At 61.7% G+C, this 12,436-nt stretch carries 11 protein-coding genes and 1 pseudogene; 9 read left to right on the top strand and 3 right to left on the bottom strand.

Annotation, left to right across the window (positions count from 1 at the left end):
* Window positions 1-49: 49 nt before the first annotated feature.
* Complete coding sequence (locus ABLV49_RS18070; protein WP_349278618.1) at window positions 50-1,027, bottom strand: LysR substrate-binding domain-containing protein; 978 nt, start codon at window positions 1,025-1,027, stop codon at window positions 50-52.
* A gap of 139 nt (window positions 1,028-1,166) precedes the next feature.
* Here ABLV49_RS18070 and ABLV49_RS18065 point away from each other — a divergent pair, with 139 nt between their 5' ends.
* Complete coding sequence (locus ABLV49_RS18065) at window positions 1,167-1,628, top strand: DUF2917 domain-containing protein (RefSeq protein ID WP_349278616.1); 462 nt, start codon at window positions 1,167-1,169, stop codon at window positions 1,626-1,628.
* Window positions 1,629-1,652: 24 nt separating this feature from the next.
* On the opposite strand, the gene ABLV49_RS18060 is transcribed toward ABLV49_RS18065, so the two are convergent.
* A complete protein-coding gene (locus ABLV49_RS18060; protein WP_349278614.1) occupies window positions 1,653-2,057 on the bottom strand; it encodes a BLUF domain-containing protein in 405 nt (134 codons plus the stop codon).
* Window positions 2,058-2,141: 84 nt separating this feature from the next.
* On the opposite strand from ABLV49_RS18060, the gene ABLV49_RS18055 reads away from it, so the two are divergent.
* Both ABLV49_RS18055 and glmU read left to right on the top strand, forming a co-directional pair.
* A complete protein-coding gene (locus ABLV49_RS18055) occupies window positions 2,142-2,900 on the top strand; it encodes a Crp/Fnr family transcriptional regulator (protein ID WP_349278612.1) in 759 nt (252 codons plus the stop codon).
* Window positions 2,901-3,022: 122 nt separating this feature from the next.
* The gene (gene glmU, locus ABLV49_RS18050; protein ID WP_349278610.1) at window positions 3,023-4,444 is read left to right on the top strand and encodes a bifunctional UDP-N-acetylglucosamine diphosphorylase/glucosamine-1-phosphate N-acetyltransferase GlmU; all 1,422 of its coding nucleotides are present in this window, start codon (window positions 3,023-3,025) and stop codon (window positions 4,442-4,444) included.
* 722 nt (window positions 4,445-5,166) lie between these two features.
* On the opposite strand, the gene ABLV49_RS18045 is transcribed toward glmU, so the two are convergent.
* Window positions 5,167-5,649, bottom strand: a complete 483-nt coding sequence (locus ABLV49_RS18045; RefSeq protein WP_349278608.1) for an Lrp/AsnC family transcriptional regulator — start codon at window positions 5,647-5,649, stop codon at window positions 5,167-5,169.
* A gap of 138 nt (window positions 5,650-5,787) precedes the next feature.
* Between ABLV49_RS18045 and glmS the strand changes: the two genes are divergently transcribed.
* From glmS to ABLV49_RS18020, 6 genes and pseudogenes are all read left to right on the top strand, one after another.
* Window positions 5,788-7,644, top strand: a complete 1,857-nt coding sequence (gene glmS / locus ABLV49_RS18040; RefSeq protein WP_349278606.1) for a glutamine--fructose-6-phosphate transaminase (isomerizing) — start codon at window positions 5,788-5,790, stop codon at window positions 7,642-7,644.
* 198 nt (window positions 7,645-7,842) lie between these two features.
* Window positions 7,843-8,028 (top strand): annotated as a pseudogene (locus tag ABLV49_RS18035) (phage tail protein); the annotation flags it as partial.
* 493 nt (window positions 8,029-8,521) lie between these two features.
* Entirely contained in the window at window positions 8,522-8,938 is a 417-nt protein-coding gene (locus ABLV49_RS26080; protein ID WP_415838149.1) for an RRXRR domain-containing protein, read from the top strand.
* Complete coding sequence (gene iscB, locus ABLV49_RS18030) at window positions 8,856-9,914, top strand: RNA-guided endonuclease IscB (protein WP_415838148.1); 1,059 nt, start codon at window positions 8,856-8,858, stop codon at window positions 9,912-9,914. Before ABLV49_RS26080 ends, iscB begins: the two co-directional genes overlap by 83 nt.
* Window positions 9,915-10,443: 529 nt before the next feature.
* The gene (locus tag ABLV49_RS18025; protein ID WP_011800016.1) at window positions 10,444-10,773 is read left to right on the top strand and encodes a hypothetical protein; all 330 of its coding nucleotides are present in this window, start codon (window positions 10,444-10,446) and stop codon (window positions 10,771-10,773) included.
* Between the two features lie 126 nt (window positions 10,774-10,899).
* Entirely contained in the window at window positions 10,900-12,414 is a 1,515-nt protein-coding gene (locus ABLV49_RS18020; protein ID WP_349278602.1) for a D-arabinono-1,4-lactone oxidase, read from the top strand.
* Window positions 12,415-12,436: the final 22 nt, after the last annotated feature.

The following is a 12,436-nucleotide window of genomic DNA, read 5'->3' as shown; positions in this document are numbered from 1 at the left end:
TAGCTGATCCCGCCCGCTGGACATGCGCTAACGGCTGGTTTGATGCTTTTTATCTGGCTGGCGCAGCGGGCGGAAGGTCGCCAATCGCTTCGCGCGTCTGCGCCGCCTGCGCTTCGATCCAGCTGCAAAATGCCTGCACCTCGGGCCGTGCGGCATTGCGCGGCCCGACGATCAGCCAGTAAGCCATCGGCGAGTCCATGCGCCGGTCCGGCAAGACCTCGACCAGGTCGCCGCTGGTCAGGCTCTCGGCAATCAAGGGCATGCGCGCCAGGGCCACGCCCTGGCCGGTCAGGGCCGCCTGGGCGATCTGGTGGGCATAGTTGAAATACAGCCAGCGCTTGGGCTCGAAACGGCTCAGGCCCTGTATGTCAAACCAGCGCTGCCAGCTTAGCCATTCCATGTGCTGGGTGCGGTGCGCGTCGCTGGCTTCGACCAGCGCAAACCGGGCCAGATCCTGCGCATTTTGCAGGCGCGGGCCGCTCTTGAGCAGCCAGGGGCTGATGACCGGCGTGAGCTGCTCGCCGAACAGGCGCCGCGCCTGCGCCGGCACGCTGGCCGGCATGCTGTAGCGCAGGGCCAGGTCCACGTCGGTGGTTTCCAGGTCCACCGGGGTGTCGGTCGCATCAATGCGGATGTCGATGTCGGGGTGCTCGCGCTGAAAGGCCTCCAGCCGGGGAATCAGCCACATCGAGGCAAACGACGCCCAGGTGCTGATGGCCACGCTTTTGCGGCCGGCGCTTTGCCGGATCATGCGCACCACGCCATCAATGCGCTCCAGCGAGGGCAGCACGGCGCGCAGCAGCTGCGCGCCCGCGCTGGTGAGTTCCACCGCCCGCGTATGGCGAAGAAACAGGCTGACGCCAACGTCTTCTTCGAGGCTCTGGATCTGCCGGCTCACGGCCGACTGGGTCAGCGACAGCTCTTCGGAGGCGGCGCGGAAATTGAGGTGGCGGGCCACCGCCTCGAAGGCGCGCAGTTGCCCGGCGGCAATCGGCCGGGAACGCAAATGGGTGTGTGGATGCTGCATGGGGATGTAAGGAAGAGGTCGGCTGATTAATGCGCTGAAGGCATGAATAGCGTACCGCGATTTCATTGGACTGCAAATCATGCCGGCCCGATCATGGTTGCCTGGGAGACTGATTTCCCGGGATTTTTTGGAGAACATCATGACTTCTTTTTCGGCTTCCCATGCGCTGGTCGGGGCCGTCCAGACCGCCCGCTTTTCCAGCCAGGCCCGCTCGTGCGGCAGCAGCCGGCCGGCCATCAGCTACACCCTGCCAGCCGGCCAGGCGATGACCGTGCAGGCGCGCGAGTCCGGCGTGCTGCGCGTCGGCCAGGGGCGTCTGTGGGTGACGTTCAGCCATGCCGACCGCGACCACCGCGTGCCGGCCGGCGACCACTTCCTGGGGCGCGGCGAAAGCTTGCGGCTGTCAGCCGGGCAGACCGTGGTCATGGAGTCCTGGCCTGAAGCCGCACCAGCCGCAGAGGGCGCTGGAACGTCGGCCTGCGTCAGCTGGGAAGCCGATGCGCCGGCCCGCCTCCTGGGCGGCTTGATGGCTACCGGATGGCGCGCGGCCACGCTGCGTCCGCTGGCGGGTTTGCGCCATGCGCTGGGCCTGGCGGCATAAGGCCGCCGGCCGCATCAATCCGCTTCACCCATCCACATCCAGGTCCGAAAGCAGGGCCACGAAAGCCTCCACGGCCGCCTGCCCCTGCAAGCGCTGCAGCCGCTCCAGCAGTTCGATGTCGTCCACGGACGTGTAACCCAGGCTGAAACGGCGAAAGCGGCGCTGGTCCAGCGGCCCGTGGTGCAGCACGGCCACACCGTGATGGCGCGGGTCTTCGCGGATTCGCGCCATCAGGTCCGCCACTTCCTGCGCGCAGCCCTCCAGCTGCTGGCAAAAATGCATGCCGTCGAAGACCAGCAGGCCGGTAATGTGCCGCTGCTGGTTGTTGCTGCGCGCCTTCACGGCAATGTCCGCCACGACACGGATGGGCGCGTCAGCGGCAAGCGTGCTGACGTAAATGATTTCCTGAAGGCCGGTGGTGGTATGCATGGGTAGGCGAGAATGTATCGGCCAGCGCTGCCCTGGACAATGTCAAAAGACACAGTGGCTCAAAATTTTTCCAGCAAGGCCTATATGGACACTCTTCAGCCAGGTCCGGCTCCCGGCCCACCTCCGTGTACGGCATGCCGGTTGCGAAAAGCCGGCGCTTTCACTGCGGTGTCCGCCGACGAAATGGCGTTCATCGAATCGTTTCGCGCCAGCACCCTGAACCGGCCGGCGGGCAGCACGCTGATGCATGAGCAAAAGCCCGGCGGCAAGCTGTTCACGCTGTACGCCGGCTGGGCGTTTCGCTACAAGACCCTGAGCGACGGGCGCCGGCAGATACTGAACTTTCTGCTGCCGGGCGACCTGATCGGCCTGCAGCAGGAGTTTAGCGACGGCGCCATGCATGGCATTGAAGCGGTGACCGATGTGAGCCTGTGCGTGTTTCCCCGGGACGGGCTGTGGGAGCTGTTTCGCCGTTACCCCAACCTGGGCTACGACATCACCTGGCTGGCCGCGCGCGAGGAAGGCATGGTCGATGACAACCTGCTGACCGCCGGCCGGCGCAACGCCGCCGAGCGCGTCGCCATGCTGCTGATGCACCTGTACCGGCGGCTGGAACGGCTGGGGCTGGTGCAGGACGGATCGGTCGAGTTTCCAATCAACCAGCAGCACATCGCCGACATCCTGGGCCTGTCGCTGGTGCATACCAACAAGACCATGCGGCGCCTGCAGCAACTGGGCCTGCACGAAATTCGCAACGGGCGGCTGTGGCTGCGCAACCCCAAGGCGCTGCAGCGCCTGGCCGACTACTACGACGCGCCGCTGCGCAGGGCGCCGCTTTTATAGCCCGAGGGTTACCCCTGTCGGCGCCTGATAATCCAGCGCACCAAAATGTGCTGCAAGCGCCGCGCTGGCTGTGGCCCAGCGGGCTTGCAACCTCAACCTTTCACCTTTTCACAGGAAATTTCATGGCAATTCACCCCCTCGATGTCGTCATCATGGCCGCCGGCAAAGGCACGCGGATGAAAAGCAGTCTGCCCAAGGTATTGCACCGCCTGGGCGGCCGCGCCCTGCTGGCGCATGTACTGGACTGCGCCGCGCAGTTGTCGGCGCGCCAGGCGGTCGTGATCAGCGGCCATGGTGCTATGGAAGTTGAAGCAGCTTGTTCCCGCAGGACGGGCGCTTCCGCCGATTTAAGCCTGAAATTCGTGCGCCAGGAGCCGCAACTGGGAACCGGCCATGCGGTGCAGCAGGCGCTGCCCGTGCTGCCTGACGATGGCATCACGCTGGTGCTGTCGGGCGACGTGCCGCTCACGCAGGCCGCTACCCTGCAGGCGCTGCTGGCCGAGTGCGACGGCCAGCGGCTGGCGCTGCTGACGTTGAGCATGGCCGACCCGACGGGCTACGGGCGCATCGTGCGCGCCGGCACGCAGGCCAGCGCCCAGGTGCGCGCCATCGTCGAGCACAAGGACGCCAGCGAGGCCGAGCGCGCGATTCATGAAATCTACAGCGGCATCATGGCCGTGCCGACGCGCCTGCTGCGCCGCTGGCTGGCCCGGCTGGACAACGACAACGTGCAAAACGAGTACTACCTGACCGACATCGTGAAGTTCGCGGTGGAAGACGGCGTGGCCGTGGTGGCGCACCAGATCACGGACGCCGCGCAGGTTGCCGGCGTCAACAGCCCGGTGCAGCTGGCCGAACTGGAGCGGGTGTACCAGCAGCGCCTGGCCACCACGCTGATGGAGCAGGGCGTGCGCCTGGCCGACCCGGCGCGGCTGGACGTGCGCGGCCAGCTGACCTGCGGCCAGGATGTCGAAATTGACGTGAACTGCGTGTTTGAAGGCCGGGTCAGCCTGGGGCAGGGCGTGCGCATTGGCGCCAACTGCGTGATTGCCAATGCCACGATTGCGGCGGGCGCGGTGATTCACCCGTTTACCCATATCGACGGCGAAAAGCTCGGCGTGCAGGTTGGCGAGGGCGCGATGGTCGGGCCGTTCGCCCGGCTGCGGCCCGGCGCCAATCTGGGCGCCGAGGTGCATATCGGCAACTTTGTCGAGGTCAAGAATTCCACGCTGGCGCGGGGCGCCAAGGCGAATCACCTGGCCTACCTGGGCGACGCCACGGTGGGCGAGCGCGTGAACTACGGCGCCGGCAGCATCACCGCCAACTACGACGGCGCCAACAAGCACCGCACGGTGATCGAGGCCGACGTGCACATCGGCAGCAACTGCGTGCTGGTGGCGCCGGTGACGATAGGCGCGGGCGGCACGGTGGGCGGCGGCTCGACCATCACCAGGGACGTGCCTGCGGGTGCCTTGAGCGTGGGGCGGGGGCGGCAGGTGAGCATTGCCAACTGGGCGCGGCCGGTCAAGAAATCTGGGGTTTGAAGGGTTGATTGGCTGTTTGCGCAATGGTTGCAGGCATGTGTAGCTATTGAATTCATAGCTTGGTTCGTTTTGCGTGGTTGGGCTGGCCGGGTTTTCGGCCCGGCGGCCGACTCACTTTTCTTTGCTTCGCCAAAGAAAAGTAAGCAAAAGAAAGGCGACCCTGCTGTCCGCGACCCTTCGCTTCGCTACGGGCACCCTGCGGTGCTCAGTCCAGCCGGGGTCTCGTGCAAACTCGCTGCGCTCAGACAAGCACGAGCCCTGATCCGTCTGGACTTCCGCTCCTCAGCGCTGACAGAAGGGCTGGGGGCGGGGAAAAACCAATACCAACAGCCAAACACCCAAAGTCAATTCAGACACTATGAATTCGATAGCTGCTTGCGCCCACCCAGATGGCGTAAGAGGCACTTTTGACTTCGAATCCGGCCCCGAATCCGCTCCCGCAAGTCCCGTCCTGGCCGAGCCTGTGCTACGCCGCAAAAGCGGGATCAGGGCCGCGCGCTGTTTGAGCGTAGCGAGTTTGCGCGGACCCCCGCTTTTGTGGCGTAGCGCAGGTTGCCCGAAGCGAAGCGCAGGGACTCGGACTGCGGGTCGCCTTTCTTTTGCTTACTTTTCTTTGGCGAAGCAAAGAAAAGTGAGTCGGCCGCCGGGCCGAAAACCCGGCCAGCCCAACCATGCAAAACCAGCAGAGCTATCAATTCAATAGCTGCACACGCCCGTATTCATTACGTAAGTAGGACTTTAGGCTGAAACTTGGCCCGTTTGACGCTGAAAAATGCCTTCACATTGCGCACATTCGCATCGCTGGTGAACAGCCGCTGCGCCAGCGCCTGGTAGCCCGGCATGTCAACTACATGCACCATGAGGATGAAGTCCGGCCCCGGCGATACCCGGTAGCACTGCTGCACCGCGTCGTCTGCTACCACCCGGGCCTCGAACGCCTCCAGCCACTCGGCGCCCTGCTGGTCCAGCGAGATTTCGACCACTGCGCTCAGGCCGTAACCCAGAACGCCGGCCAGCTTGTCCGGACTCAGTACGGCGATTTCACGCTCGATCAGGCCCGCATCGCGCAAGCGCTTGACGCGGCGCAAACAGGTCGGCGGCGAGATGTGGACCCGCTCGGCCAAGGCCTGGTTGCTCAGGCTCGCATCGGTTTGCAACAGTTCGAGCAACCTGATGTCGGTCGCGTCAGCATAATTTTGTTCCATTAAAAACTAACTTTCAAAATTAAATTTCAAAGAAAAATATTGGTGAAATTAAATTCCAAAAATAGCAAAAAATCAATCACCTTAAAAAATAACCAAGCCGTAGCATCGGCAGACCATTTTTACAAGGGAGTGCTTTTTATGTGCGGCATCGTTGCAGCGGTTTCCAGCCGAAACATTGTTCCCATCCTGGTGCAGGGCCTGCAGCGGCTCGAATACCGGGGTTATGACTCCTGCGGCGTCGCGGTGTATGCCGACGGCCTGAAGCGGGCGCGAAGCACCTCGCGCGTGTCCGAACTGCAGGAGCAGGTCAGCGCCGAGCACATTCAGGGCGGCACCGGCATTGCCCACACCCGCTGGGCCACCCACGGCGCGCCCGCCGTGCACAACGCCCACCCGCATTTCAGCCACGGCACCGGCGCCGGCAGCGCGGCGCGTCCGGGCAAGGTGGCGCTGGTGCACAACGGCATCATTGAAAACCACGACGACCTGCGCGCCATGCTGCAGGCCAAAGGCTATGTGTTCGAGAGCCAGACCGACACCGAAGTCATCGTTCACCTGATGGACAGCCTGTACGACGGCGACCTGTTCGAGGCGCTCAAGGCCACCGTGGCGCAACTGCACGGCGCCTATGCGATTGCCGCCTTCTGCAAGGACGAACCGCACCGCGTCGTCGGCGCCCGCGCCGGCTCGCCGCTGATCCTGGGCGTCGGCGTGCTGGCCGACAACGTGGAAACCTTCCTGGCCAGCGACGCGATGGCGCTGGCCGGCGTCACCGACCAGATCGTCTATCTCGAAGAAGGCGACATGGTCGATCTGCAACTGGGCAAATACTGGATTTTTGACCGCCACCAGCAGCGCGCCGAGCGCGAGGTCAAGACCGTTCACGCCCACAGCGGCGCGGCCGAACTCGGCCCCTACCGCCATTACATGCAAAAGGAAATTTTCGAGCAGCCGCGTGCCATCGCCGACACGCTCGAAGGCGTCAACGGCATCGTTCCCGAGCTGTTTGGCGACGAGGCTTACCGCACCTTCAAGGACATCGACTCGGTCTTGATCCTGGCCTGCGGCACCAGCTACTACAGCGGCTGCACGGCCAAATACTGGCTGGAGTCGATTGCCGGCATCCCCACGCAGGTCGAAGTGGCCAGCGAATACCGCTACCGCACCTCGGTGCCCAACCCGCGCACGCTCATCGTCACCATCACCCAGAGCGGCGAAACCGCCGACACGCTGGCCGCGCTGCGCCACGCGCAAAGCCTGGGCATGACGAAAACGCTGACCATCTGCAACGTGGCCACCTCGGCCATGGTGCGCGAATGCAAGCTGGCCTACATCACGCGCGCCGGCGTCGAGATCGGCGTGGCTTCGACCAAAGCCTTCACCACCCAGCTGGTCGGCCTGTTCCTGCTGACGCTGGCGCTGGCGCAGTCCAAGGGCCGCCTGAGCGAGGACGAGGAAGCGGGCCACCTGAAAGCCCTGCGCCACCTGCCCGCCGCGCTGCAGGCCGTGCTGGCGCTGGAGCCGCAGGTCATCAGCTGGTCCGAGGACTTCGCGAAAAAGGAAAACGCGCTGTTCCTGGGCCGGGGCATGCATTACCCGATTGCGCTCGAAGGCGCGCTCAAGCTCAAGGAAATCAGCTACATCCATGCCGAGGCCTACCCGGCCGGCGAACTCAAGCACGGCCCGCTGGCGCTGGTCACCAGCGCCATGCCGGTGGTCACCGTGGCGCCGCACGACGCGCTGCTCGAAAAACTCAAAAGCAACATGCAGGAAGTGCGCGCCCGGGGCGGCGTGCTGTATGTAGTGGCCGACGCCGACAGCCGCATCGACAGCAGCGAAGGCGTGCACGTCATCCGCATGCCCGAGCATTACGGCGTGCTGAGCCCGCTGCTGCATGTCGTGCCGCTGCAGCTGCTGGCCTATCACACGGCGTGCGCGCGCGGAACCGACGTGGACAAGCCGCGCAACCTGGCCAAGAGCGTGACGGTGGAGTGAGGTGGGGGACGGGCTGGAATTGGCCGTGAACTTCTTGTAGATATGGCTAATTTCCATAGCAATAGCATGGCGGCGGTGTTCTGCGTGGACTGTCTGGAGGATGCCTTGCGTGCCCACTGCAAGCCAGAATTGGAATCACATCGGTATAGAGAGATTTTTTCTTAATCGCGCTTTGGCGCTAATAAATGGAGCTTCATCATGGAACCATTTCTCGGTCAAATTCAACTGCTTCCGTATAACTTCGCCCCAAACGGCTGGGCATTCTGCGAAGGGCAACTCATGGCCATTTCGCAAAATACGGCCCTCTTCAGTTTACTGGGCACAACCTACGGAGGAGACGGTACGACGACCTTCGCATTGCCGAATCTGAAGGGTAAAGAGCCAGATTCCAACACGCACTTTTGCATTGCGTTGGTGGGGATATATCCGTCCAGGTCTTGATATTCTTTGCCCAGCACTTGTGGTCGAAGCATAGCCTTGGGGGGTGATGCTTCACAGGCAGGTGCGGCTTTATTGGCACACGACTCCGCGCAAAAGCGTGTTCGCCACCGCCGTATAGGCTGCACAGATTTCGCAATAGACACTTGAGTCAACTACCCCGCCCTAAAGGGCGGAGCTTGAGGAGAAATCCAAAAAGCCAGGTTGAAACAGGGAAAGAGGTATCCAGTCCGCTACGTTAGTAATGGGTCGTCAAGACGCACCAGCGAATGCTTCCTCAGTTCGCTGCTCTGCAAGGCTTGAATCATGCAGACCAAAGGTAAAGGGTCGAAGGTTTTAGTCGCTGCCCTCAAAAGCAGGAGCCGGTTGCTGACATTCCCGAGGGGAGATTTGCCGAAAGGCTTGCGTCACAAGGCCCGTAAGGGCAGAAGGATTTGAAATGGCAGTATTTGTTTTGGATCGAAGCGGCAGGCCACTGATGCCGTGTACCGAAAAGCGGGCCAGATTGCTGCTGGAACGCGGGCGGGCGCGAGTCCACAAGGTCATGCCGTTCACGATTCGGGTCGTTGACCGTTTGGCTGAAGACAGCGAGTTTCAGGCGTTGCGCGTCAAACTCGATCCGGGCAGTAAAACTACCGGCATGGCTTTGGTGCGGGAAACAGCACAGAACGGCGTGGCTGTCATCAACCTGTTTGAGCTGATGCACCGGGGCAAACAGATCAGCGAAGCACTCACGGCGCGGCCGTGGGCACCGCAGAATGCGGCGCAGTCACTTGCGCTACCGTGCGCCCCGGTTCAGGAACCGGGGCAACAAAAAGTCAGACTGGCTGGCGCCAAGCCTGCAACACCGGGTTGATACGACGCTGGCATGGGTCAATCGTCTGCAGCGCCTCGCGCCGGTGTCAAGCATCAGTACCGAACTGGTTCGCTTTGACATGCAGGCTTTTGAAAATCCTGATATTGAAGGTGCGCAGTACCAACAAGGAACGCTTGCGGGCTACGAGGTGCGTGAGTACCTGCTTGAGAAATGGTGCCGGACTTGCGCCTACTGCGGCGCCAAGGGTGTGCCGTTGCAGATCGAGCATATCCAGCCCAAGTCCAAGGGTGGTTCAAACCGTATCAGCAATCTGACGCTGGCTTGTCAATGCTGCAACGCAAAAAAGGCGGCTTTGCCGGTTGAAGTTTTTTTAGCCAGGCAGCCCGAGCGTTTGAAGCGTATTCAGGCCCAAGCCAAGCGGCCACTCAAGGATGCCGCTGCCGTCAATGCAACTCGCTGGGCGCTGGTCAACCAACTCAAGGCGACGGGCCTTGCAGTTGAAACAGACTCTGGCGGTAGAACAAAGTTCAATCGAACCCGGTTGGGCCTCCCCAAAACCCATGCGCTCGATGCGGCCTGTGTCGGCGATGTGAACTCAATGACCGGCTGGCACAAGCCCACCCTGTGCCTCAAGGCCATGGGGCGTGGAAGTTACCAGCGCACCCGGCTGGACAAGTATGGCTGCGCGCGCGGTTATCTGACCCGTTCAAAAAGCATCCAGGGCTTTCAGACTGGCGACATGGTGAAAGCCCAAGTCACCCAAGGCAAGAAGACAGGTAGCTACACCGGACGGGTTGCGGTCAGGGCATCGGGCAGCTTCAACATTCAAACCCGCCATGGTTTGGTTCAAGGTGTATCCCACCGCTATTGCACCGTAGTGCAGCGCGGCGATGGATACGGTTATCAACTGGTGGCAAAAACGGACGCGACAGGTACGCCGCCAAAGCAGGGGGATGCTTCGCATCCCGCGCTCTACCTCCCCGGCCTGAAGGCCGTGGTTTCACGCGCAAACTGATGAATTCATCGAGGGGCCTGCGCGTCTCCTTCGGGTAGCGCAGGTTCCAGACAAACCCACGACACGCCAGCCGGCGCACATGCTCCGCCCCCTGTCATTGGGCGACTTCGGCCTTCGGAAAGCTGCGCATCGCGTCAATTAATACTTCGGTTTCATTTGTGACATAACAAAACGCCCCCTTTTTCGACCCTCTGTTCGAACCGGAGACGCCCTGGGGACGCAGAAGAAAACATGATTTCGCCTCTGAAAACTGAAGGAAACACGGGCGGAGGAACTTCCTGGAGACGCTAGCCGGGCTCGGACGGACTACGCCGTTTGAGGGGATTGTTGGCGGTGAGATCCGGCGGCACATTGACTTTGAATTCAACGGGCAAAAAAAACTGTCATGGCTGATCAATTTGTTCTCGCTCGCAGGAGGTGCTTATAAGTCAAAGTTCTTTCAATGCCAGAAGCTTGTTTCCGCATGCTACTGCCCCTCGCACGAGGTGCACCCTGATCCCATCAACAACCAACAGACAAGGAGCCTCCCATGGCTATGACCACGGTCGGAAAGTTTTCTCTCCATAACGGCGGGGGATTCGTCGCCCGCCAAATGTTTACTTACTTGGACGACAACGGTGAAAAGGTCGCGTCAAAGAGCAGCGGCGACGTCCTTCTCGGGCAAACCCAGGAGTTTGACCCGGGTGACTTCGGGGTGCCCGATGGCGCCATGACATGGTCATACGTCTTTGTGGTTTGGGGCTACGACAACGAAGCCAAGCAGGCGTTCATGTACAAGAAGGGAGCGCCCAAGACGGCGGCCTACACGATCACCGGGACCACCTTGTCCAACACCCTGGGCCTGATCAGCAGCAGTTGAGCAATCCCGCCGAGATATCCCTGCGGCCTGCCGAAGTTGGTGGGCTGTGGCGGGGCGGGAGGCGCAACTCCTGCCATCGGGGAAGCCAAGCATCGGAATTCTGTTAATGACCGGAGGGCGATTCTCATGGATATGTACGACGAAAACGAGAACCAATGGACGAATTGGGCCGGTAGCATCACGACGCTTCCTGATACGTTCTGTCAGCCAAAAAGCGTCCGCGAACTGCAGGACATCGTGACCCAGAACGCGGGCAGCATCATCCGCTGCTTCGGAAGCGGACACTCCTGGACCCCCCTCGTCGTGACCAACGGAGGCATTCTTATTGACCCAACGGGCATCACACAGAACGGCCAGAAGGCATTCCGCTGGCAGAAGAATGGGCTGAATCTCGTGACCTTCTTTCCGTCGGCCCGATGGGCAGACGTTCGCGAAGCGCTTACCAGTGACGGTCCCTTGCCCAAGATGTATCTGCCTACCGCAGGCGTTCTTCCCAGCATCAACGCGACGGGGTTCGTCGCGGCTGGATGCCATGGCACCGGCTGGGAGCAGCCGACGGTGTCAGACCTGATCTATGCCATCGAATTCGTTGCCGCAGATGGAAAGGTCCACGTATTTTCAGAGGACACGACCCCCAATGAGATGAACACGGTTCGGGTCAGCGTCGGCATGCTCGGAGTCATCACGAAGATCACTCTCAAAGTCGATCCCATGTACAGGCTCTGGGACCAGGAGCGGATCGTCCCGACCGCCGAGGTGATGGGCGCGAACCCCGAATCCAGGGGCGGCGCGATTGACGCATCAAAGTTGCATGCCCTCGTCACCGGCAACGAATACGTTGAGTTGTTCTGGTTTCCCGGCAGTGGGTTCGATGGGTCGATCTGGGTGAAGCAATACAACCGTACCCAGGACGATCCCCGCGACATCCCGCTGCGCACGGATGATGACTGGGTCGATTCGATGGCTGGATCCGTGATGCAATGGAGCGCGCAGCGACCGATGGTTATTCCCGCTGTGCAGGCGCTCACCTGGAAAACGATCAATGACCGCGTGAAGGTCATCGAGTCAAGCAAAGGCTTCGTCGCCGATGCCCCCCGGGTTCTGCACTATCAACTGAAAGCCTTCCCCATCCTCGACCTGGAGGTGGCGATGCCGATCCCTGCCACCGGGCCGAACGCCTGGGATTTCTCGAACGTCGTGAACGCCTGGTGGCAGGCGGTGAACTACACCCGTGTCAAATGGGCGGCGGGCAAGTACCCCCTGACGACATGCCTGCACGCCCGATTCACCAAGAACAGCCAGGCGCTCCTTTCTCCTGCGTTCGAAGCTGCTCACAGCGAAACCCACTACTGCTGGATCGAGATCCTCAGCGCCTATCCGAAGAACGATCCCAACCCGAACAACCGGTCTGCAGCCATGTCCGAATTCGACGAGATGGCGAACAGGGTCGTCGGCGAGTACTGGATCAAGGAACTAAAAGGCCGACCGCACTGGTCCAAGTACTGGCACAAGATTTCCCCCCCGGTCAATATCAAGTCGCTCTTGCCTCAGGCGAACCTCGATACGTTCAACAGCCTCAGGCGAAGTCTAGACCCCAAGGATATGTTCCTGAATCCCTTCCTGAGGAAGCAGATGCTCTAAGTCTGGTAGCGCGCTGCCCGAG

Source organism: Polaromonas hydrogenivorans (assembly GCF_040105105.1).
Classification (GTDB): domain Bacteria; phylum Pseudomonadota; class Gammaproteobacteria; order Burkholderiales; family Burkholderiaceae_C; genus Polaromonas; species Polaromonas hydrogenivorans.
Note: the sequence above shows the minus strand (reverse complement) of the source record. Positions and strands in the feature narration are given on the sequence as shown.

What these genes read in the sequence shown, in the direction of transcription:
- ABLV49_RS18070 (WP_349278618.1), bottom strand. Translation starts at nt 1,027, where the DNA reads ATGCAGCATCCACACACCCATTTGCGTTCCCGGCCGATTGCCGCCGGG.
- ABLV49_RS18065 (WP_349278616.1), top strand. Translation starts at nt 1,167, where the DNA reads ATGACTTCTTTTTCGGCTTCCCATGCGCTGGTCGGGGCCGTCCAGACC.
- ABLV49_RS18060 (WP_349278614.1), bottom strand. Translation starts at nt 2,057, where the DNA reads ATGCATACCACCACCGGCCTTCAGGAAATCATTTACGTCAGCACGCTT.
- ABLV49_RS18055 (WP_349278612.1), top strand. Translation starts at nt 2,142, where the DNA reads ATGGACACTCTTCAGCCAGGTCCGGCTCCCGGCCCACCTCCGTGTACG.
- glmU (WP_349278610.1), top strand. Translation starts at nt 3,023, where the DNA reads ATGGCAATTCACCCCCTCGATGTCGTCATCATGGCCGCCGGCAAAGGC.
- ABLV49_RS18045 (WP_349278608.1), bottom strand. Translation starts at nt 5,649, where the DNA reads ATGGAACAAAATTATGCTGACGCGACCGACATCAGGTTGCTCGAACTG.
- glmS (WP_349278606.1), top strand. Translation starts at nt 5,788, where the DNA reads ATGTGCGGCATCGTTGCAGCGGTTTCCAGCCGAAACATTGTTCCCATC.
- ABLV49_RS26080 (WP_415838149.1), top strand. Translation starts at nt 8,522, where the DNA reads ATGGCAGTATTTGTTTTGGATCGAAGCGGCAGGCCACTGATGCCGTGT.
- ABLV49_RS18025 (WP_011800016.1), top strand. Translation starts at nt 10,444, where the DNA reads ATGGCTATGACCACGGTCGGAAAGTTTTCTCTCCATAACGGCGGGGGA.
- ABLV49_RS18020 (WP_349278602.1), top strand. Translation starts at nt 10,900, where the DNA reads ATGGATATGTACGACGAAAACGAGAACCAATGGACGAATTGGGCCGGT.